We start from the raw sequence: 19,497 nt of genomic DNA, 5'->3' as shown, positions 1-19,497 counted from the left end.
ATTTAAATTTTTTGATTTTAGGTCAACAGACCCTAGTTCTACTTTTATGCGTTAACTTTTGCAAGCTCTGCACGCATCTCATCAATCACTTCTTTGTAATCTGGTTGATTGAAGATAGCTGAACCGGCAACGAACATATCTGCGCCCGCTTCTGCGATTTCACGGATATTATCTACCTTCACGCCGCCATCAATCTCAAGGCGGATATCACGGCCTGATTCATCAATAAGTTTACGAACAGCGCGCAGTTTATCGAGAGTGTGAGGAATGAAAGATTGACCGCCAAAGCCAGGGTTCACAGACATTAGTAGAATCATATCTACTTTATCTAAGATGTAATCAAGGCAAGAAAGTGGCGTTGCTGGGTTAAGTACGACACCCGCTTTACAGCCGTGTTCTTTGATTAGCTGTAGAGTACGGTCAACGTGCTCAGACGCTTCAACGTGGAAGGTAATCATTGATGCGCCGGCTTTAGCAAACTCAGGTACGATGCTGTCTACTGGCTTAACCATTAGGTGAACATCGATAGGAGCTGTGATGCCGTAGTCGCGCAACGCTTTACAGATCGGTGCACCAAAAGTCAGGTTAGGTACGTAATGGTTATCCATCACATCGAAGTGCACAACGTCGGCACCGGCTGCGAGTACTTTTTCTACGTCTTCACCAAGACGAGCAAAATCTGCAGACAAAATCGATGGAGCGATTAGAAAATCTTTCATACCAAACCTCTTAAGAGTGAGTAAATTGCGAATATCACCGCCTTGTGACATCTCGTACACGAATACAAGACTCAATCCCAAGACTATTTGGTGTGCAATTCTACCTAAGCACCTAAGCAGATTCTAGCAGTTCGAAAGATTAGTTTATGAAAGTACCCGTTGGTCACTCAATTTAATGAGTTCGAGGGTAATGGTGACGACTACAATTCTGTTGAAGCGTGTTGCTGGTTTTTCTCTTTATGAAAAAGTGCCAGTAACTCATCCACTTTATTACGCCCTGCACCATTACGGCTAATGGTGCGCTTAACCTTGACCACGTTCAGTTCCGCACCATGGTATAAACGGCGCGTTAAGGTAGTGTCATGGTTTGAAATCAAGACAGGGATGCCTCGTTCCATTGCCGCTCTTTCTGCAACATCAGCCAAGGCCGCTTGATCATCTAAGCTGAAGCCATTACCCGCATAAGAGGTAAAGTTAGCAGTACTAGACAATGGCGCATAAGGAGGATCACAATAAACCACACAGCCTTTACGGGCGCGGCTAAAGGTCTCGCTATACCCTTCACAAACAAACGTCGCTTTCTTCGCTTTCTCAGCAAAAAACTCCAACTCAGCTTCTGGAAAGTAAGGTTTTTTATAAGAACCAAATGGAACGTTAAAACCGCCCTTCTTGTTGTAACGACACAAGCCATTGAAGCCAAATCGGTTCATGTACAAGAAAGCTAACGAGCGATACATGACGTTATCTGTACCATTGAACTCAGCGCGAACATCTAAGAACACCTCTCTACGGTTATTCTCCGGACAGAACCAACGCTTCGCTTCAGTGATATAGGTTTCAGGATCGGTTTTAAGTAGATTGTATAGGTTGATAAGATCGGGATTGATATCTGCAAGCAGGTACTGTTCAAAATCAGTATTCAGAAATACTGAGCCGGCACCGACAAACGGTTCTACCAATTTACGAGCAGGTGGCAGGTGACGTTGGATGTCTTCAACTAGGCCATATTTACCACCAGCCCATTTTAGAAAGGCACGCTGCTTTTTCATTTACTGCTCTATCTATCAACTCAAAAATAAGGCTGCGGAATGTAACATATTTTGAGGCTAAGCTCAGGGTTATTTCGCACGTTCTATCTCTCGATGCACTTGATTCATCGATTTTGCCCAAGGTTCCAACTGCTGAAGTGGTTTTGATAACGCACTTACGGCATCTCGCGCGACTTGAATCGTTGGATAATCTTGATAAGTGATAATAAACCACTTGGTGTCGTTACGAAGTGTTGGGTAAATACGAACCTTGTCTTCGACGTCATATTCTTCAATAAAAGACTGAACATCTTCTAATGACGTCATCGCGCTCAACTGTAAGGTATAAGCGCGTGGCGAGATAGCTTGTAACTCTTCGCGAGCAAATGAGAAGGTGATCTTTTTCGTCGGCGGTGTTGATTCCGTTAGGTCAGTATCTTCATCAACTGAAACTTGTGACTCGTTTTTCGCCGCATCAGGTTGCGCGCTAACCGCGGCACCTGTGTTTTCTTCTACGGCAGCATCAATCGCACTGGTATCGGCACTTTTCGGCTTGTCATCAAGCAAGGCATCAACCACATCAGAAGTAATCACAACACGTTGCTGCTCTTGTTTCACCTCGCCAACACTGGCTGTACCTTCCACCACAACCGGTGGTAAAGATGAACTGTCATCGTCAGCACCTTGATAGCTCATGTCAGCTTCGGCTTCAGAATCTGAAGATCCGTCGACTCCGGCTTGCTCGGTACCACTTTCCACTTCAAACGTTGGGATAGCGGTTTGTTCAATGGGAGCGATAAGTGATTGCGCTTTATCGTCAGGGGTTGGTTGACTGAACATCCACCAATAGCCACCACCAATTAAAACCAACAACAAGGTCACCACCATCGCGATATTGATAGGTGAGCCAATAATTGAGCGAATAATAATCCTTTTTTCCACTTTCAATTCTCCTAAAGCCATTAACTCACCGGGCAAAGGTTGTGCTTTATTAAACGCACGTCGCACGCGAGTTTCAGACTCATCATCAACATATCGAATCACTAAGGATTCAAAGAAATGTTCCGCTTCTGGTTGAGAAAGATCATCGATCTCGAGGTCGATAGGCTTGTGTGGTTGCCCGTAACTAAGACGTGTTAGTAGCGTGTCTAGATGGCCAATTTCCGAGAAGAGAACGATATTGATCGTCCATTGAGGGTTTGATTGAGCTTCAAGTACCAACATCCATAATTCGGATACCAATAACTCAGACAGTCGGTGGGCATCATCTACAACGATAACCACATTACACGACTCTCCATCCAGTAGCCTTGCGAGGCTATCTGATAAAGAATCATGTTGATTAAACAGGGGATCAGAAACAATTTGGCTAAGAATAAGCGCGCGACGTTGTTGATCGTCTTGGCTTGGGTGACAAAGCAGTAAACACTGATTTTTTTCTGTCGACCATGCTTCAAGGTAACGTTGAGCCAACCAAGATCGGCCAGAGCCAGCTTTGCCCGCAACCGTTACAAGGTTTGAACCAAAGTTAGTCAAAAGCTGTAAGCGCTCTAGCAGCTCAACTTGAGATTCTAACTCTAATACTCTTAATTCATGAGCCAAACTCATTGGGGATCCCTACTGATAAGATCGATCAGTAAAACGCTTCAGCTGCCTAGAGTTTAGCTAGGCAACCTCACAACCAAATTTAAAGAGTACGGCAGAAATCAATCGCTTGTTTAATGATGTCTTGAGGCACATCAGCGACCACTTCAGCGGTACCAATACTTGTTGGTAATACCAAACGTAACTGACCAGACAGCACTTTTTTATCACGCATCATGTGCTTCATAAAGTCTTCAAAAGACATGCTTTCTGGCGTATGGATTGGCAGTTTCGCATTCTTGAGTATAGAAATAATTCGCTCAAGTTGCTGCTGAGAGATCAGTCCCTGTAATTGAGCGGTTTTCGCTGCCATTACAGTGCCTGACGACACAGCTTCACCATGTAGCCAATTACCATAGCCTAGTTCTGCTTCGATCGCATGACCAAATGTATGACCTAGGTTCAATAACGCTCTGATTCCTGACTCTTTTTCATCTATAGCAACCACTTCAGCCTTAATTGCACAACAACGAGCAATCGCGGTAATCAGTGCATCTTCATCAAGTTGATAAAGTTTCTCTAGATTCTGTTCCAACCAATCAAAGAAGACTTCATCGTAAATGATGCCGTATTTGATCACCTCAGCAATGCCCGCTGCGAACTCACGCTCTGGAAGCGTTGATAAGCAGTTAGTATCGATGATGACAGATTTTGGTTGGTAAAAAGCGCCGATCATATTCTTGCCAAGGGGATGGTTCACTGCAGTTTTACCGCCTACAGAGGAGTCCACTTGAGAAAGAAGGGTCGTCGGGATTTGAATGAAATCAATACCGCGCTGGTAGCAAGAGGCAGCAAAACCGACCAAATCACCGATAACACCACCACCCAAAGCAATCACCACCACATCGCGGCTGTAATTTCCTTCAAGCATGTAGCTCATCACTGAGTTGAACGTTTCAAGTGTTTTGTATTGCTCACCGTCTGGCAACTCTAAAAGAGAAGTTTGACAGCCTACTTGATCCAACAACGATAAAATTTTATCGGCATAAAGAGGCGCTACTGTCACATTACTGATAACAACAACTTTCTGTTTGCCTGATAAAAAAGAAAGGTACGCCGGGTCTTCAAATAACCCGGCGCCAATAGAGATAGGGTAGCTACGCTCAGCTAGATTGACCGTAATCCGTTCCATGGGTTTGCTCTCCGAAAAAATGAACTTAACGTTCTTCTAGCATTTTTACGATCTGGTTGGCTACCACTTTTGCACTTTGATCGTCGGTACGAACTGTGTAGTCCGCCACTTCGTCGTATAGTGCGTTGCGAGATACAGCTAGATCTTCTAGCACATCACGCGGGTTGTCTGTTTGAAGTAGAGGGCGTTTCTTGTCGCGGTTAGTGCGAGCAAGTTGCTTTTCAATTGTTGTTTCTAGGTATACAACAATGCCTCGTGCAGATAGACGGTTACGGTTTTCTTTGCTCAGCACTGAACCACCGCCTGTCGCAAGAACAATACCTTGTTCTTCTGTCAGATCGTTGATTACAGATTCTTCGCGCTTACGGAAACCATCTTCGCCCTCAACATCAAAAACCCATGCGATGTCTGCGCCAGTGCGCTCTTCGATCACAGTGTCAGAGTCTAGAAACTCCATATGAAGTTGGGAAGCTAGGTGTCTACCAATTGTACTTTTGCCGGCGCCCATTGGGCCAACAAGAAAAATATTGCGTTTCTCAGCCATGTTTTTAGCAGTAATTTACAACGTTAATTCAATGACATCGCCACAAGGTAGGTCAGTACAAGTACTGAAATTAAAAGGCCCGTGGCACCGATTCCTCACAGATAATTCGTGATAAGACCCGAAATTATCAAGGTTAGGTGCCACTAATGCAACTTTATTTTTAATCTAATTGTTCATTACTGAATCACAACTTTGGGTGTAACAAAAATAAGTAGTTCACTTTTACCCACATTTTCATAGCTACGACGGAATAATGCACCCAAAACTGGCAGGTCTCCTAACAGAGGAACTTTGTCCACTGTACTGCTCACACTGTGCTGAAATATCCCGCCAAGCACGACTGTTTCACCATTATTAACAAGCACTTGCGTCCCTATGCGTTGAGTATCAATGGCAACCGCCTCACCCGTTCCGGTTTTCACTACTTGCCCTGGTCTATCTTGAGTCACGCTTAAATCCAATACCAAACGATTGTCGGGCGTGATTTGTGGTGTCACCTTAAGACTCAACACCGCTTTCTTAAATGCGACCGAAGTAGCACCACTTGAAGACGACTCTAAATAAGGAATTTCAGTACCTTGCTCAATATAAGCGGGCTTTTTATTGGTAGTGATTAAACGTGGGCTGGAAATAATCTCAGCTTTTGACTCTTGTTGTAGTGCCGACAATTCAAGATCAAGCAAGGTATCTGAACCCAGTTTAGCCACCTGAAACGCAATGCTTGATGCATTAGGAGATGTCGCCCCTAGATTAACGTTGAGGAAATCGTCAATCGCACTATTCCCACCATTATCGTCATACGGCGTAATTTGCGATGGGTGGTTGCCCTCTATCGAGCCGCCAACTTTAAAACTACCGTTGGTGGAAGAAACACCCCAACGCACCCCTAACTCATCAAGGTTACCCTCGGTAACGGTTACGATGCGCGCCTCTATCTGGACTTGCTTCACGGGGATGTCCAAAGATTCAATGATGCCTCGTATCACGGCAATGTTTTCTTCCAGTTCACGAATCAATAGGGAATTGGTGCGTTCATCAATGGTGATCGAGCCACGATCGGACAACATGCTCACCGCACCTTCACCGCCAATCATGTCGGCAATGTCGGTGGCTTTAGCAAAATTAATCTTGATGATTTCCGACTTAAGCTCCCCTAACTCCTCTTCCAAGCGAGATTTCTCTAACGCTTGTTGCTCTCGAAGATCGAGTTCTGCTTTTGGCGCCACCAAAATAACATTGCCATCAACGCGCTTATCTAGTCCTTTAACTTGCAAGATAATGTCGAGAACTTGCTGCCAAGGTACGCCATCTAAACGTAAAGTGAGGTTACCCGCTACTGAGTCAGACACCACGAGATTGAAATCGTTGTAGTCAGCAATCAGCTGCAGGACATTTCGAACCGGGATATCTTGGAAGTTAATCGATATCAGTTTGCCCTCTTTTTCTAAAACGCTTTTCTCTTTGGTCGCTTCATTGATAACAGGCTTGCTGATCACCACCTCTATGAAACGACCTTTTAGGTTATATTCATACTGATAGTCACCAGCGATCGTCGCCAACAGTCGTGTGCTGGGCGTCTCTTTATAGACTTCAATACCTTCCACTAGGGTCGCGAAATCCTTCACATCCAAAAGATAAAGCTTATCGTCATTAACTTGAGTATTGAGTAATTCGATACTTAATCCTTCCTGAGCACGTTGAACATCCACCACAGCGGTGCTGGTTGCCAGCTCAATAATAATGACGGCGCCTTTATCTTTGTTTACCCTAAAATCAATATTTTCCAATTGATTAGGTAAGCTCTCGGCGTGACTGAGCACACTAAAGACCAACATCACAGACACAGCAAAACCTTGTAGAGCCTTGCTCACTAATCCACTTATTCCTTTAATCATATTTACATCTCATATCCACATCATGTGACATTGGTTTACTTCAGAGCCAGTCTAACGTTGCGCTGATGCCAACAACCTAAGCCATCTGGAAGAGTTTCATTAATCTGAACGTACTGGCTCGTCACTTTAGTAACTCGGCCATTATTTAAGCCGATAAACTGGCCTTTTTTGACGTTTACCACGTTCCCTTTGGGTGTTTGCACTAACCCAAACACACTTGTTCCGCTTCCCATGACGCCTCTTAAACGAAACTTACTCAACGGGTACTTTTCTAATTTCCCATTACGAGAACGCGCGCTAGGTTGCCAACAGTCCTTCTTAACTAAAGGCTGGTTTTGCACGATGGCTTCTTTAGGCAGTTCAAACGGAGGACGAAAGGCTCGGCGCTGATAAGTGGCGGCCAAAAACTCAGTCGCAGGAACCAATTGTTCCACCTCTTTTCTCGCTTTGGCCTCAACTTGCACTACAAAGTCTTCTAACGAATCTTCATGCGCTTTACAGCCCGTGAGCACAAGCAATAGTAATGTTGAATAAAACACGCTATTGGGTTTCATCATTGACCTCCGATTTAAATTGGTAGGTATAAGCTCGAACCCTGAAGTGCAGCGTGCTACTTTCTTGACTGACTCGCTGCCAATTCACGTCATCAAAGCTGATGATGCGTGGCAACTTAGCGATGGCCGCAGAGAAATCACCAATCTCGTGGTAGTCACCCGTCAGCTCGATGTTGAGCGGTAAACGATAGAGAAACTCTTTGTTCTGTTTCTGGCCCCAATCAATTCGCGTAAATGTCAGCTTATTATCCAATCCAAGCTCGTTCACAGAGGCCAACATACTGGCTAGCTCTTTTTGAACGGGCAATTGCTCTAATAGATAGTCATAACGGCTAGTTAGCTCATCCAGCTGGCTCTGAAGCTTAGGTAAGGCCGCAACCTTATTGGCCTTTATTCTCAAGGTCGCTTTTAATGTCTGCTCCTGTTGCTTCATCTGCTGCAGTTCATCGTCGAGCGGCAGCACATAAAGCCAAGTGCCAACACCTTGGATTAACACTACCAACACCAGGATCACGAGAAGCTGAGGCAACAATGGCCATTCGGTGATCTCATCAACATCGAGATCTTGCAAACTCATCCTGTTTTGCCAACTAATCTTATTTTGAAGGTTAGCCATGATGCGCCCCCTTCTCTTTTCTGCTCGCGGTTGTGCTCTCTGCGGTTGTGTTTTCTAAAGACACAGGGCTAAACACAAAAGAGACCTTAAAGGTCTGAAACTCTTTATTGAAGCGCTTGCGATTATGAACGATAGAGTGCATCTCGACCCCTTTCAGAGAATCTGAACGCTCGAGGTTGTCCAACATCGTAGCGAGACGAGCAGTACTGTCGCTAATGCCCGACATTTCAATCTCCTGACCATTCATCTTTATCTTGTCGACATACACGCCCTCAGGAATAAGCTCCGGCATCAGATTCATAAAGTCGGTGGTCTTGTTGCGACCAAGCTGCAACGATTCGACCACATCAAGCCTAGTCAGAATCGCTTTATGCTCCTGCTCTGCGACCTTTAATGACTGAATTTGTCGGTCGAGCTCGACAATATATCGATTGAGGTAACTAAGACGTGCTTGCTGCTTGGCTTGTTGGTCGTAAAAATAGTGACCAACCGCCCATTGCCCTGCAAGCGCGATGATGACACCAAGAATGATCAGATGGATAAAGCGCTTCTTATGCTGAGCGCGAATCTCATCACGCCACGGCAGCAGGTTAATTTGATGCAACATGCTTTTCTCCCTGCCACTTGAGTCCACTCATCGCCATACCCGCCGCAATACCGAAATGTTGCCAGTTCGTTGGTAATCGACGTCGCTTCGCCACCTTATTCTCAAATAGAGACAAAGGGTTCAGTGACTCGCAACTCAACTGAAATTGACGTTCTAGCTCTTCGGTTACCATAGGAATGCTGGCGCCCTCACCCATCAGCCAGATCCCTGAGATAGGTTGCTGTGCATTTCCTGATGAATAGAGCTGTAATTGACGCTTGAGCTTCTCAATCAAATTAACAATAAATTGATGTGTATCTTCAGTGGTGGCGAACACACTCTCGATATCACTTGTCGCACCATGGCTGCGAAGATCTTTGGTACCAAAAGCGATATCTTTATAAAACGGTGCCAAACCTTGTGGAATAATGCCTAACGACGTTTGGTCGATTCCCACATCCACCAGCAGCCAGTTTTTCTTTTCGGGGTACAGGCGCGATGCCATTTGCCAGGTGTTAAGCAACCCATGCGCCTGCGTGTCTACCACCACAGGTTTAAAACCAGCTTTGGTCAAAGCATCCGCTCGGCTATCCACCACTTCTTTACGAGTGGCGTATACCTGATAACTGCTTGTCGAACCTTTACCAAATCGTTTGTCTTCCAGCTTTACAAAATCTAAACTCAGCTCCTCTATCGGAAAGGGAGACTGATGAGCAAAGGTTTGATAGATCGAAAACTCTTTTTCTCTGTCTTCTAACTCACTCTCTATTTGCAGTACTTTGCTGATCACCGTGTTATCAGGTACTGAAATAGCGACGTTGCAACAGCCAAAAGGCAGCCCTTTCCTAAGTTCTTTAAGTTTCTTAACAGTTTTCTGATACTCCAAAGTATGGTTAGCTGTAAAAATGTCGTCCGAAATCGGCAGCTCTTTGTATCCCACTAGGGCATACAACTCCCCCACGGGTTTTAGTACCACGGCTTTGATGCTGTGATGATTTATATCTATACCTGTAATTAATGATGAACCCATGTGACCTAGCTCCTGAAGTGCCAAGCATTTCGTTGATTATCTAGGGGTTGTGATTATTAGTTAAATAAGCGTTAATAAACGAAAGCTAAGTTTTTAGCCTAGAGTACAAGGGTTTGCTGCTTATCAGCCTTAACTAATCAGGGATTATCCGGTGAAGTTCATAAAGCGATTATTCATATTTACATTGATTTGCATGATTCTTGGAGTCAGTACAATTTTTGGGTTTTATTATTACGTAAAACCAGAGTTGCCTGATGTTGCCACTTTGCGTGACGTGAAGCTCCAAACGCCAATGCAAGTCTTCAGTCAAGACGGTAAGTTGATCTCTCAATTTGGCGAAAAGCGTCGCAACCCAGTGACTTATGACGAGATTCCTCGCCACTTAGTTGAAGCTCTGATTGCCACCGAAGATAGCCGTTTTTACGAACACCCAGGTATTGACCCAATCGGTATCACCCGTGCAGCGCTCGTCGTTGCAATGTCGGGTTCAGCCAAACAAGGGGCGAGTACCATTACTCAGCAGCTTGCGCGTAACTTCTTCTTATCTAATGAGAAAAAGATCATGCGTAAGATCAAAGAGATCTTCATTGCGATCCATATCGAGCAACTGCTTAGCAAAGAAGAGATCATGGAGCTTTATGTAAATAAGATCTTCCTTGGTCACCGCTCGTACGGTTTTGGCGCGGCTGCGCGTGTTTATTTCGGAAAGGATCTCCCTGAGCTCACCCTGAGTGAAATTGCTACGCTGGCGGGTATGCCAAAAGCACCGTCCACGATGAACCCTATCTATTCGATTGAACGCGCGACTCACCGTCGTAACGTGGTATTACGTCGTATGTTAGACGAGAAATACATCACTCAAGCAGAGTTCGATGAAGCTCGTAGCGAGACATTGATATCGAAATATCACGGTGCAGAGATTGAACTGAGCGCGCCGTATGTTGCTGAAGTAGCACGTGCGTGGATGGTTGAACGCTATGGCGAAGCCGCTTACACATCAGGTATGAAGGTTTACACGACCGTTGATTCGAAACTGCAAAAAGCAGCGAACCAAGCGGCGATTAAGAACCTACTTGGCTACGATGAGCGTCACGGCTACCGTGGTGCAGAAAAAGTATTGTGGCAGACGGCTCAATCAGCTTGGGATCAGGAACAAATCGTTAAACACCTTAAGTCTCAACCAACCTATGGTGACTTAGTCCCTGCGGTTGTTACCGCGGTTGATTCGAAAAGCGCTCAAGTTTGGGTTAAAAACCAAGGTGAAGGCACTATTGAGTGGCAAGGCATGAACTGGGCGCGTAAATTCCTAACGGATAATCGCCAAGGACCAGCCCCTTCTCAAGCGAAAGAGATTCTTGCTGTTGGTGAACAAGTTTGGGTTCGCCATGAAGCAATTACAGGAGACGAAGTATCTGAAGAACCGACAGAAGAGTCAGCAGAGGCGAAGTCAGAAACACCTGTTGAATGGCGACTAAGCCAAGTACCCAATGCGAACACTGCTTTTGTTGCAATGAACCCGAACAACGGCGCGGTATTGTCGATGGTGGGTGGCTTTAACTTTGTTCACAACAAATTCAACCGTGCGACGCAATCTATTCGTCAGGTGGGTTCTGGTATCAAACCATTTATCTACTCAGCGGCGATTGATAAAGGCTTAACGTTAGCATCACTGATCAACGATGCGCCTATCAATCAATGGGATAAGAGCCAAGGTACCGCATGGCGACCAAAGAACTCACCACCGACCTACGTGGGTCCTACGCGTTTACGTATTGGCTTAGCTCAATCTAAAAACGTAATGGCTGTGCGTGTGCTGCGTGAAGTTGGTTTAGATGATACTCGTAATTACCTAACTCGTTTTGGTTTTGATATTGACGAAGTACCGCGCTCTGAAACCATTGCTCTAGGTGCGGGTAGCTTAACGCCAATGAAAGTAGCACAAGGTTATTCAGTATTCGCTAATGGCGGCTACTACGTTGAACCTTTCTACATCAGCCGCATTGAAACACCATATGGTGAGACTGAATTTGAAGCGACACCGAAAGTGGTGTGTAAAGACGATTGCCAACAGCCAATGACTGCAGACCCAATGGCGGATGAATTTGCAGAGCAAGACGTTGATGCCAAAGTACAATACGCACCTCAAGTTATCTCTGAACAGAACGCATTCCTTGTTCGTGAAATGATGTACAGCAACATCTGGGGCGGCGGTGACTGGAGTGCTGGCACAGGTTGGAATGGTACAGGTTGGCGAGCGCAGCCGTTGAAGCGTCGTGACATTGGCGGTAAAACCGGTACAACCAATGACTCGAAAGATACATGGTACAGCGGCTACGGCCCTGGCATGGTGGCAACGGTATGGGTTGGTTTTGATAACCACAACCGTAACCTAGGTCGAACTAAAGCGAACTCTAACCTTGGCAAGAGCCAGATTACCGGTGCCGAAGCGGGCGCTAAAACGGCAGAGCCTGCATGGGTTGACTTCATGGGTACAGCGTTAGCGGGCGTTCCTGCACAACGTAAAGAGATTCCGGAGAACATCGTTCGTGTTCGTATCGACCGTGAAACTGGCTTACTGACTAACAAGTTCGATAGCTCATCGATGTTCGAGTACTTCGAGAAAGGCACAGAGCCAACCGAATACATCACTGAACGTTTCAATGACGACATCTACTCAACCTCATCAGGCGAAGCAGTAGAAGAGCTGTTCTAACTAGGGTTTGTTGAACCTAGTAAGATGAACCAACAAAAAAGGGTTGATATGAATTCATATCAACCCTTTTTTTATATCTACACCTGAACGAACTCCACTCTAAACTCGAGTACTAAGCCGTTTTTTCCAATTGAGTTCGGATAGCCTCAGCCAGTTGCTCAAAACGCCCCTTTAGCGGAGAGCCCGGTCGGTAGGCAACAACAATGCGACGTGAAGGTGTTGGATTCACCGCTGGCACGTAACACACGCCATCTTTCTGTTTTTCTTTTGGAACCGATAACTGAGGTAACAAGGTAATGCCCGCCCCTGCCGCTACCATGTTACGCAGCGTTTCTAAGCTGGTCGCTTTAAAGCGTTCATCATCTTTTGCACCCGCAGCAAAACAGAAGCCCAAGGCTTGGTCACGTAAGCAATGACCATCGCCCAGTGCAAGTACGGTTTGTCCATTTAACTGCAGCATATCGACAGCGTCCTGCTGTGCCCATTCATGGTCACACGGTACGGCAACGCTTAATGGCTCGTCATAGACATCAATCTCTTTGAACGCCGCCGTTTCATCTACCGCAGCCAGCACCAAGCAATCAAGCTTGCCATCTTCTAACTGGCTCACTAACTGATGTGTCTGCGCTTCGTGCAGGTAAAGCTCAAGATCGGGGAAACTCTCTTTTAGATAAGGAATGATCTTAGGCAAAATGTACGGGCCAACGGTCGGGATAAAACCAATGTGCATCGGCCCCGTCATCGCTTCACCGTGTCCACTTGCCATATCTTTAAACGTCTTTACCTCGTTGAGGATGCGCTTGGCTTGCTCAACAAGTTGTAAACCTGATTCTGTAAATATTACCTTCCTTGGGCTACGCTCGGTTAACTGAAGTCCAATTTCATCTTCCAGTTTGCGTATTTGACCGCTCAATGTCGGCTGACTTACAAAGCACGCTTCTGCTGCTTTTCGAAAATGTTTGTGCTCAGCGAGCGCCACCAAGTATTCAAAGTCACGAATGTTCATGCTCAGTCTCTTACCTCAGGTTTTAATAAGAACAAGGGTTTTAATAGAAACATTTAAAAGAAAAATGCTCTTGATAGAATTTACCTATCAAAACCATAACATCAAACGATTAGAGCTATCAAAGGATTTATCTAATAATGGGCTCAACGAAACGAAACAGAGCAAAGAAAAACGTTAAGCTTTGATAGAACAAAATTAAAATACTATTTAAGGAAATCAATATGTTTGCATCTAAAGAAGGTCAATCAATCCCTCAAGTAACATTCCCAACTCGCCAAGGTGATGCATGGGTTAACGTAACGACGGAAGAGCTATTCAAAGACAAGACAGTTATCGTATTCAGCCTACCAGGTGCGTTTACACCAACATGTTCTTCAAGCCACCTACCTCGTTACAACGAGCTACACTCTGTATTCAAAGAAAACGGCGTTGATGACATCCTTTGTGTTTCTGTAAACGACACGTTCGTAATGAACGCATGGAAAGCAGACCAAGAAGCTGAAAAAATCACATTCATCCCAGATGGCAACGGTGACTTCACAGACGGCATGGGTATGCTAGTTGAGAAAAACGACATCGGCTTTGGCAAACGTTCATGGCGCTACAGCATGCTGGTTAAAAACGGCGTGGTAGAAAAAATGTTCATCGAAGAAGACGTACCAGGCGACCCGTTCAAGGTTTCTGATGCTGATACTATGCTTAACTACCTTGCTCCTGAACACAAAGAGCAAGAGTCAATCACAGTATTCACTAAGCCAGGCTGTCCTTTCTGTATGAAAGCGAAACAGAACCTAATCGACAAAGGTCTAAACTACGAAGAAGTGGTTCTAGGTAAAGACGCAACAACAGTAAGCCTACGTGCAATCTCTGGTCGCACTACCGTTCCTCAAGTATTCATCGGTGGCAAACACATCGGTGGTAGCGAAGAACTAGAAACTTTCCTAGGTTAATCACTTAGTCGCTAATAAACGCTTAGCAATTAAATAACCTAAGTAATTAAATAGCTTAGTAATACCCGCTAACCCACCCTCTTGTGGGTTAGCTATTCCAAACCACTCTTATCTGAACTTTGGAAAAAGATACAGCTTCTGACTCGCCAACTTTTAACTAACCTATAGTTAGTAACAAAAAGCAGTGAGTAACAAAAAGCAGTGAGTAACAAAAAGCTGAATCACAAGCTAAACCTAATAAAACAGAATCACAAAACTGACCCACAATCCTGACTCTCAAAAAATCACCAGAGTTGGAGGGGTTCGTTCACACTAAATTTAGCCATTGCGAGAAAATTATTATGAAACAAGTCAATGTAGATGTAGCAGTTATCGGGGGCGGTACAGCAGGTCTAGGTTCTTACCGCGCTGCAAAAGCACACACTGACAGTGTCGTGATGATTGAAGGCGGCCCTTACGGTACAACCTGTGCTCGTGTTGGTTGTATGCCATCTAAACTGCTTATTGCAGCTGCAGAAAGTGTGCATCACATCGAGAAAGCTCCGGCTTTTGGCGTTCACCCACAAGGTGATATCGTGATTAACGGCCGTGAAGTGATGGACCGAGTGAAGTTTGAGCGTGACCGTTTTGTTGGTTTTGTTTTAGAAGGTGTTGATGAAATTCCAGAGCAAGACAAGATCTCTGGCTACGCAAAGTTCTTAGACGACAACACGCTACAAATCGATGACCACACGGTTGTCACCGCTAAGCGTATTGTTATCGCGACCGGTTCTCGCCCTGCATACCCTGCAGTTTGGAATGAGCTTGGTGACCGCCTAATCATTAACGATGACGTGTTCAGCTGGGATGATTTACCAGAGTCGGTAGCGGTATTCGGCCCGGGCGTTATTGGCCTAGAGCTTGGTCAGTCACTGCATCGCTTAGGTGTGAAGACCAAACTGTTCGGTTTGGGTGGTCAAGTTGGCCCAGTGACCGACCCAGAGATAATGGCTTACGCAGATAAAGCGTTCAATGAAGAGTTCTACCTAGATGCTGACGTAAAAATCGAAAGCATGAAGCGCATTACCACTGAATCGGGTGAAGCTCGCGTCGAAATCCAGTTCATCAATAAGCAAGGTGAACTAGAAACTAACGTCGTTGAATACGTACTGGCAGCAACAGGCCGTCGTCCTAACACTGATAAGCTTGGCCTAGAGAATACCTCTCTAGAACTTGATGAACGTGGTGTGCCAATCGCCGACCACTACACGCTACAAACATCGTTACCATCGGTATTTATTGCCGGAGATGCAAGCAACCAACTGCCTCTGCTACATGAAGCAGCAGACCAAGCACGTATTGCGGGGGATAATGCAGGTCGCTTCCCTGAAATTCGCGCAGGCTTACGCCGCTCTAAAATCTCTGCGGTATTCTCTGACCCACAAATCGCGATGGTAGGTGAAACATACAAAGAGATCATAACCCGCTTAGGCACATGTGGTTGTTTCGCAACGGGTGAAGTGTCTTTCGAGAACCAAGGTCGTTCACGAGTGATGCTACGCAACAAAGGTATTCTGCACGTTTACGGCGAGCAAGGTACAGGCCGTTTCCTTGGTGCTGAGATGATGGGACCAAACGCAGAACATTTGGCTCACTTACTCGCATGGGCACACCAGAAAAAGATGACGGTTTCTGAAATGTTAGATATGCCGTTTTACCACCCAGTAATTGAAGAAGGTGTACGAACAGCGCTACGTGACCTCAACGCGAAACTGCACCTTGGTCCAGAGATGGTGAAACACTGTCTAGATTGTGGCCCTGGTTGTTAATCTCAGGCTATCGTTAGCAATGAGCAAACGCTAGATACTAAAAAGGAAAGCCATTGGCTTTCCTTTTTGTTTTTGGCCACGAGCAAATTATAGATTCCTGATTACGCTCCTTCGTCGCTTTCGGGAATGACGGTGATTTTCAAAACCCACCTAAGCTGAAGCAGACCAAAGTGACGCATCAGTTAAACCAAAACTTAACCGTCATTCCAGAACCGAGGAACGAGGTATCTGGAATCTCTTGAAGCCATTACTTGTCACTAAAGGCTTAGCGATTACTTCTCAGCAGCAATCACAGAGATCTCAACAAGTAGCGCTTCGCGAGCCATATCGCCCGTCACACATGCGCGAGCTGGAGCGTGACCTTCTGGAACCCATGCATCCCAAACTGCGTTCATTTCTTGGAAGTCTTTCATGTCTTTCAAGTAAATCGTTGCTGACAGCATGTGTTCTTTGTCGCTACCCGCTTGCTCAAGTAGGGCTTCCACTTTATCCAGCATCGTTTGTGTTTGCTCAGTGATGTCTTTGGTTGCATCAGCACACACTTGGCCACATAGGTAGATAGTGCCGTTGTGTTTAACAATACGGCTCATGCGTTGTTTGGTTTCTTGGCGCTCAATCATCGACTTTCTCTCTCTGTGTCACCGTGATCCAATATCTTGTGACGTGTTATTATCAAGGCAACAAGCATAACGCGAATCAAACCTAAGATGACATGCATTCATTGCAATAAAAGTGAAAAAATCCGTAACAAACTCGGCCGCTGCCAGCGCTGCATGAATCAGCTGATGGTGTTGTCGATTTTAAGTTGGGGAGCATGGTGGTTGTTTTTCAAAGAAGACCCAAAAACCATCAATGCCATCGCGTTGATGATGGCCGCTTTCGCATTCAGTGGCTTGCTGTCGTTACATTGGATAATGAAGTTTGTCGTGCTGCCTTTAAGGAACAAAAAGCGTTAACAGAGAGACGTTGCTAGATAAGTGATAAAGACTAGATAAGCGATAAAGGCTAGATACCCAATAAAATGACCCGACTTAGCAAGCCATCATCATTTCCCAAACAACAGATAGAAAAAAGCCCCAGAACCAATCGATTCTAGGGCTTTCTTAGAAAATTCTAAGAAAAAGCAGTGGTACTTTAATAGACCGGACTTTTCTTAATTTGTTCCCAAAAAAGATCAATTTTTTGATCTTTTTTTTAGGGGCTATAAAATCAATGCTTTATGCAACATTAACCTTAGCGATGATCTGCTCTACCAAGTTCACTTCCAAGGCCACTTCATCACACGCGTGTTGACGAGGGCACTGATCACAATCTTTCAGCACCTTCTCTGGCAGCAGAGATTTTGATGTCGGTAAGAAGTCATGCTTCATAAAGAACTCTGGAGTACGAGTCAGCACAAACACCTTCTTAATGGCCATTTGTCGTGCTTTATCAACCAAGTGCTGCACAATCGCGGTACCCTGCCCTTGACCTTGCCACCCAGCCTCAACACCGAGCGAGCGAATTTCCGCTAAACCAGAATCATACACATAGAGTGAGGCACAACCGGTCACCTCACCATGATGTTCTGCAACAGCAAACGAGCCAATATCACGCACCAGTTCATTACGAGAACGAGGTAGGTTTTCACCCATGTTCGCCCAGTAGGCCACCATGCCTTCCAACGCTTCAATATCCGTCAGACGAGCAGGACGAACCTTCACGATGGAAGTGTCACGCTGTGATAAACGCTTCTCAGCTTGGTCAACCGCGTAAGCCACTTGCTGTGGTGATACGCCGCCTAGCGCGCTACGTTTTTCAAGACACGATTCAATGGTCAGGATGTCATACACATCCTCTTCAATTACCTCAGAGAACTCTTTCATCTCTGCGATGGTTAACTCTTCTAATGCACAGCCTTTAGCAATCGCCGCCACTACCGTCACACCAACAATATGGTGAGCTTCACGGAAAGGAATACCTTTCGCTACTAGGTAATCAGCCAATTCAGTTGAGTTCGCGTAGCCTTGTTTCGCTGCTTCAAGTGTACGTTCGCCGTTCACTTTAATGCCGTCAAAACAAAGAGCAGCCATTTCCATACAATCATTCCAAGTGTCTAAAGCGTCGAACAGACCTTCTTTATCTTCTTGCATATCTTTGTTGTACGCCAAAGGCAGGGCTTTCACTGTCATCATCATTGCGGCTAATGAACCATAAACACGGCCAGTTTTGCCACGGATAAGTTCGAGCGCATCCGGGTTTTTCTTCTGTGGCATCAGAGATGAACCTGACGTCACGGTATCCGCTAACTCGATGAAGTTCGATTCACCTGAGTTGTAGAAAATCATATCTTCTGCAAGACGTGAAAGGTGAAGCATTGAAATAGAAGCGATCGACATCAGCTCCATCACATGATCACGGTCAGAAACTGAATCTAGAGAGTTGCGCGTTGCACGACGGAAACCTAAGTTGTGAGCTAACTCTTCACGGTCCATCGGGTAAGCAGTTCCTGCAAGGGCACCAGAACCCAGCGGACATGTATCTAGACGCTTAATCGCATCATTCAAACGCGAGTAATCACGCTCAAGCATTTCAACGTAAGCCAAGCACCAGTGAGCAAAAGTTACCGGCTGAGCACGTTGCAAGTGAGTGTAGCCAGGAAGCACGGTTTCTTGATGCTGAGAAGCAACATTCACCATTTGGCTTTGCAGACGGTCAAGCGCGAGTAGCAGTTGGTTGCCTTGTTGACGACACCATAGTTTAAGGTCGGTCGCTACTTGGTCATTACGAGAACGGCCAGTATGCAGTTTTTTGCCCAAATCACCGACTTTGCCGATAAGTTGCTGCTCAACCCAGCTGTGAATATCTTCTGCATCAGAACGTAAGATCTGTTCAGGATCTTCCATCACCTCGAGTTTTAGCTCGTTCAGTGCAAGCTCTAGTCTTTGCTGTTCTTCTTCTGTTAGAACATTGACCGATTGTAGAGCCTTTGACCAGGCAATAGAGCCCACAATGTCTTGCTCAGCCAATCGGTAATCAAAACGAAGAGAATCGTTAAAATCTTTGAACCGGGTGTCTGCTGCTTGGGTAAATCTACCGCCCCATAATGCCATTGTGTATCTCCTAATTGCACAGTGCTCACTGTTTTTTGCAAATGATAATTCTGATTAAGATTCAGTATTTTTCTGATGGTTTAAACTTACGGCAATTCAAAATGAAAATAAAGTATTAATTCATTATTTTCACATATTTATTCACCATGAGTTCATTCCATTGATTATTTTCAGCGTGGA

Annotated in this window: 18 protein-coding genes; 5 read left to right on the top strand and 13 right to left on the bottom strand. The window is 45.3% G+C overall.

Annotation, left to right across the window (positions count from 1 at the left end; all coding sequences use genetic code 11):
• Positions 1-44: 44 nt before the first annotated feature.
• The 10 genes from rpe to pilM all read right to left on the bottom strand — a co-directional run bounded on the left by rpe (position 45) and on the right by pilM (position 9,748).
• A complete protein-coding gene (gene rpe, locus AACR09_RS08940; RefSeq protein WP_029222055.1) occupies positions 45-719 on the bottom strand; it encodes a ribulose-phosphate 3-epimerase in 675 nt (224 codons plus the stop codon).
• A 200-nt stretch (positions 720-919) separates the two neighbouring features.
• Positions 920-1,768 carry a Dam family site-specific DNA-(adenine-N6)-methyltransferase gene (locus AACR09_RS08935; protein ID WP_004729661.1) on the bottom strand — a complete coding sequence of 283 codons (849 nt, stop codon included), beginning with the start codon at positions 1,766-1,768 and terminating at the stop codon, positions 920-922.
• Positions 1,769-1,837: 69 nt separating this feature from the next.
• Positions 1,838-3,355, bottom strand: a complete 1,518-nt coding sequence (locus AACR09_RS08930; RefSeq protein ID WP_017091297.1) for an SPOR domain-containing protein — start codon at positions 3,353-3,355, stop codon at positions 1,838-1,840.
• A 79-nt stretch (positions 3,356-3,434) separates the two neighbouring features.
• Positions 3,435-4,523 carry a 3-dehydroquinate synthase gene (gene aroB / locus AACR09_RS08925; protein ID WP_004729663.1) on the bottom strand — a complete coding sequence of 363 codons (1,089 nt, stop codon included), beginning with the start codon at positions 4,521-4,523 and terminating at the stop codon, positions 3,435-3,437.
• 25 nt (positions 4,524-4,548) lie between these two features.
• Positions 4,549-5,067, bottom strand: a complete 519-nt coding sequence (gene aroK / locus AACR09_RS08920) for a shikimate kinase AroK (protein WP_004729664.1) — start codon at positions 5,065-5,067, stop codon at positions 4,549-4,551.
• A 176-nt stretch (positions 5,068-5,243) separates the two neighbouring features.
• A complete protein-coding gene (locus tag AACR09_RS08915) occupies positions 5,244-6,962 on the bottom strand; it encodes a type IV pilus secretin PilQ (RefSeq protein WP_193834810.1) in 1,719 nt (572 codons plus the stop codon).
• A gap of 35 nt (positions 6,963-6,997) precedes the next feature.
• A complete protein-coding gene (locus AACR09_RS08910; protein ID WP_416222631.1) occupies positions 6,998-7,519 on the bottom strand; it encodes a pilus assembly protein PilP in 522 nt (173 codons plus the stop codon).
• Positions 7,503-8,132 carry a type IV pilus inner membrane component PilO gene (locus tag AACR09_RS08905; RefSeq protein ID WP_193834808.1) on the bottom strand — a complete coding sequence of 210 codons (630 nt, stop codon included), beginning with the start codon at positions 8,130-8,132 and terminating at the stop codon, positions 7,503-7,505. The genes AACR09_RS08910 and AACR09_RS08905 overlap by 17 nt, the downstream gene beginning before the upstream one ends.
• Positions 8,125-8,739 (bottom strand): PilN domain-containing protein, encoded by a 615-nt coding sequence (locus tag AACR09_RS08900; RefSeq protein WP_193834806.1) that lies wholly within the window; start codon positions 8,737-8,739, stop codon positions 8,125-8,127. The genes AACR09_RS08905 and AACR09_RS08900 overlap by 8 nt, the downstream gene beginning before the upstream one ends.
• Positions 8,723-9,748 (bottom strand): type IV pilus assembly protein PilM, encoded by a 1,026-nt coding sequence (gene pilM, locus AACR09_RS08895; protein WP_193834804.1) that lies wholly within the window; start codon positions 9,746-9,748, stop codon positions 8,723-8,725. The genes AACR09_RS08900 and pilM overlap by 17 nt, the downstream gene beginning before the upstream one ends.
• Before the next feature lie 151 nt (positions 9,749-9,899).
• Between pilM and AACR09_RS08890 the strand changes: the two genes are divergently transcribed.
• The gene (locus AACR09_RS08890) at positions 9,900-12,461 is read left to right on the top strand and encodes a penicillin-binding protein 1A (protein WP_193834802.1); all 2,562 of its coding nucleotides are present in this window, start codon (positions 9,900-9,902) and stop codon (positions 12,459-12,461) included.
• A 112-nt stretch (positions 12,462-12,573) separates the two neighbouring features.
• Here AACR09_RS08890 and oxyR read toward each other — a convergent pair whose 3' ends face one another.
• Positions 12,574-13,467 (bottom strand): DNA-binding transcriptional regulator OxyR, encoded by an 894-nt coding sequence (gene oxyR, locus AACR09_RS08885; protein ID WP_017080198.1) that lies wholly within the window; start codon positions 13,465-13,467, stop codon positions 12,574-12,576.
• On the opposite strand from oxyR, the gene AACR09_RS08880 reads away from it, so the two are divergent.
• The 3 genes from AACR09_RS08880 (at position 13,466) to AACR09_RS08870 (ending at position 16,225) form a co-directional block, all read left to right on the top strand.
• Positions 13,466-13,645, top strand: a complete 180-nt coding sequence (locus tag AACR09_RS08880; protein ID WP_017080197.1) for a hypothetical protein — start codon at positions 13,466-13,468, stop codon at positions 13,643-13,645. The two genes, oxyR and AACR09_RS08880, sit on opposite strands and share 2 nt — an antisense overlap.
• Before the next feature lie 43 nt (positions 13,646-13,688).
• Positions 13,689-14,417: a glutathione peroxidase gene (locus tag AACR09_RS08875; protein ID WP_004729672.1), complete on the top strand. Its 729-nt coding sequence runs from the start codon at positions 13,689-13,691 to the stop codon at positions 14,415-14,417.
• Positions 14,418-14,758: 341 nt separating this feature from the next.
• Positions 14,759-16,225: a dihydrolipoyl dehydrogenase gene (locus AACR09_RS08870; RefSeq protein WP_065606445.1), complete on the top strand. Its 1,467-nt coding sequence runs from the start codon at positions 14,759-14,761 to the stop codon at positions 16,223-16,225.
• Positions 16,226-16,497: 272 nt separating this feature from the next.
• On the opposite strand, the gene AACR09_RS08865 is transcribed toward AACR09_RS08870, so the two are convergent.
• Positions 16,498-16,845: a RidA family protein gene (locus AACR09_RS08865; protein ID WP_004729674.1), complete on the bottom strand. Its 348-nt coding sequence runs from the start codon at positions 16,843-16,845 to the stop codon at positions 16,498-16,500.
• Positions 16,846-16,932: 87 nt separating this feature from the next.
• On the opposite strand from AACR09_RS08865, the gene AACR09_RS08860 reads away from it, so the two are divergent.
• Complete coding sequence (locus tag AACR09_RS08860; RefSeq protein ID WP_029235154.1) at positions 16,933-17,181, top strand: DUF3624 domain-containing protein; 249 nt, start codon at positions 16,933-16,935, stop codon at positions 17,179-17,181.
• A 261-nt stretch (positions 17,182-17,442) separates the two neighbouring features.
• Here AACR09_RS08860 and argH read toward each other — a convergent pair whose 3' ends face one another.
• A complete protein-coding gene (argH, locus tag AACR09_RS08855) occupies positions 17,443-19,317 on the bottom strand; it encodes an argininosuccinate lyase (protein ID WP_004729676.1) in 1,875 nt (624 codons plus the stop codon).
• Positions 19,318-19,497: the final 180 nt, after the last annotated feature.

It is taken from the genome of Vibrio sp. OPT20, assembly GCF_963889365.1.
Classification (GTDB): Bacteria; Pseudomonadota; Gammaproteobacteria; order Enterobacterales; family Vibrionaceae; genus Vibrio; species Vibrio splendidus.
The sequence above is the reverse complement of the archived record's forward strand: the minus strand, read 5'-3'. Positions and strand labels throughout refer to the sequence as shown.

Bases quoted from the DNA above. Each gene is read 5' to 3' on its own strand.
- AACR09_RS08865 (WP_004729674.1), bottom strand. From the start codon at position 16,845: ATGATTGAGCGCCAAGAAACCAAACAACGCATGAGCCGTATTGTTAAA.
- AACR09_RS08875 (WP_004729672.1), top strand. From the start codon at position 13,689: ATGTTTGCATCTAAAGAAGGTCAATCAATCCCTCAAGTAACATTCCCA.
- AACR09_RS08870 (WP_065606445.1), top strand. From the start codon at position 14,759: ATGAAACAAGTCAATGTAGATGTAGCAGTTATCGGGGGCGGTACAGCA.
- oxyR (WP_017080198.1), bottom strand. From the start codon at position 13,467: ATGAACATTCGTGACTTTGAATACTTGGTGGCGCTCGCTGAGCACAAA.
- AACR09_RS08915 (WP_193834810.1), bottom strand. From the start codon at position 6,962: ATGATTAAAGGAATAAGTGGATTAGTGAGCAAGGCTCTACAAGGTTTT.
- argH (WP_004729676.1), bottom strand. From the start codon at position 19,317: ATGGCATTATGGGGCGGTAGATTTACCCAAGCAGCAGACACCCGGTTC.
- AACR09_RS08880 (WP_017080197.1), top strand. From the start codon at position 13,466: ATGCTCAGTCTCTTACCTCAGGTTTTAATAAGAACAAGGGTTTTAATA.
- pilM (WP_193834804.1), bottom strand. From the start codon at position 9,748: ATGGGTTCATCATTAATTACAGGTATAGATATAAATCATCACAGCATC.
- AACR09_RS08935 (WP_004729661.1), bottom strand. From the start codon at position 1,768: ATGAAAAAGCAGCGTGCCTTTCTAAAATGGGCTGGTGGTAAATATGGC.
- AACR09_RS08930 (WP_017091297.1), bottom strand. From the start codon at position 3,355: ATGAGTTTGGCTCATGAATTAAGAGTATTAGAGTTAGAATCTCAAGTT.
- aroK (WP_004729664.1), bottom strand. From the start codon at position 5,067: ATGGCTGAGAAACGCAATATTTTTCTTGTTGGCCCAATGGGCGCCGGC.
- aroB (WP_004729663.1), bottom strand. From the start codon at position 4,523: ATGGAACGGATTACGGTCAATCTAGCTGAGCGTAGCTACCCTATCTCT.
- AACR09_RS08860 (WP_029235154.1), top strand. From the start codon at position 16,933: ATGACATGCATTCATTGCAATAAAAGTGAAAAAATCCGTAACAAACTC.
- rpe (WP_029222055.1), bottom strand. From the start codon at position 719: ATGAAAGATTTTCTAATCGCTCCATCGATTTTGTCTGCAGATTTTGCT.
- AACR09_RS08905 (WP_193834808.1), bottom strand. From the start codon at position 8,132: ATGGCTAACCTTCAAAATAAGATTAGTTGGCAAAACAGGATGAGTTTG.
- AACR09_RS08910 (WP_416222631.1), bottom strand. From the start codon at position 7,519: ATGATGAAACCCAATAGCGTGTTTTATTCAACATTACTATTGCTTGTG.
- AACR09_RS08900 (WP_193834806.1), bottom strand. From the start codon at position 8,739: ATGTTGCATCAAATTAACCTGCTGCCGTGGCGTGATGAGATTCGCGCT.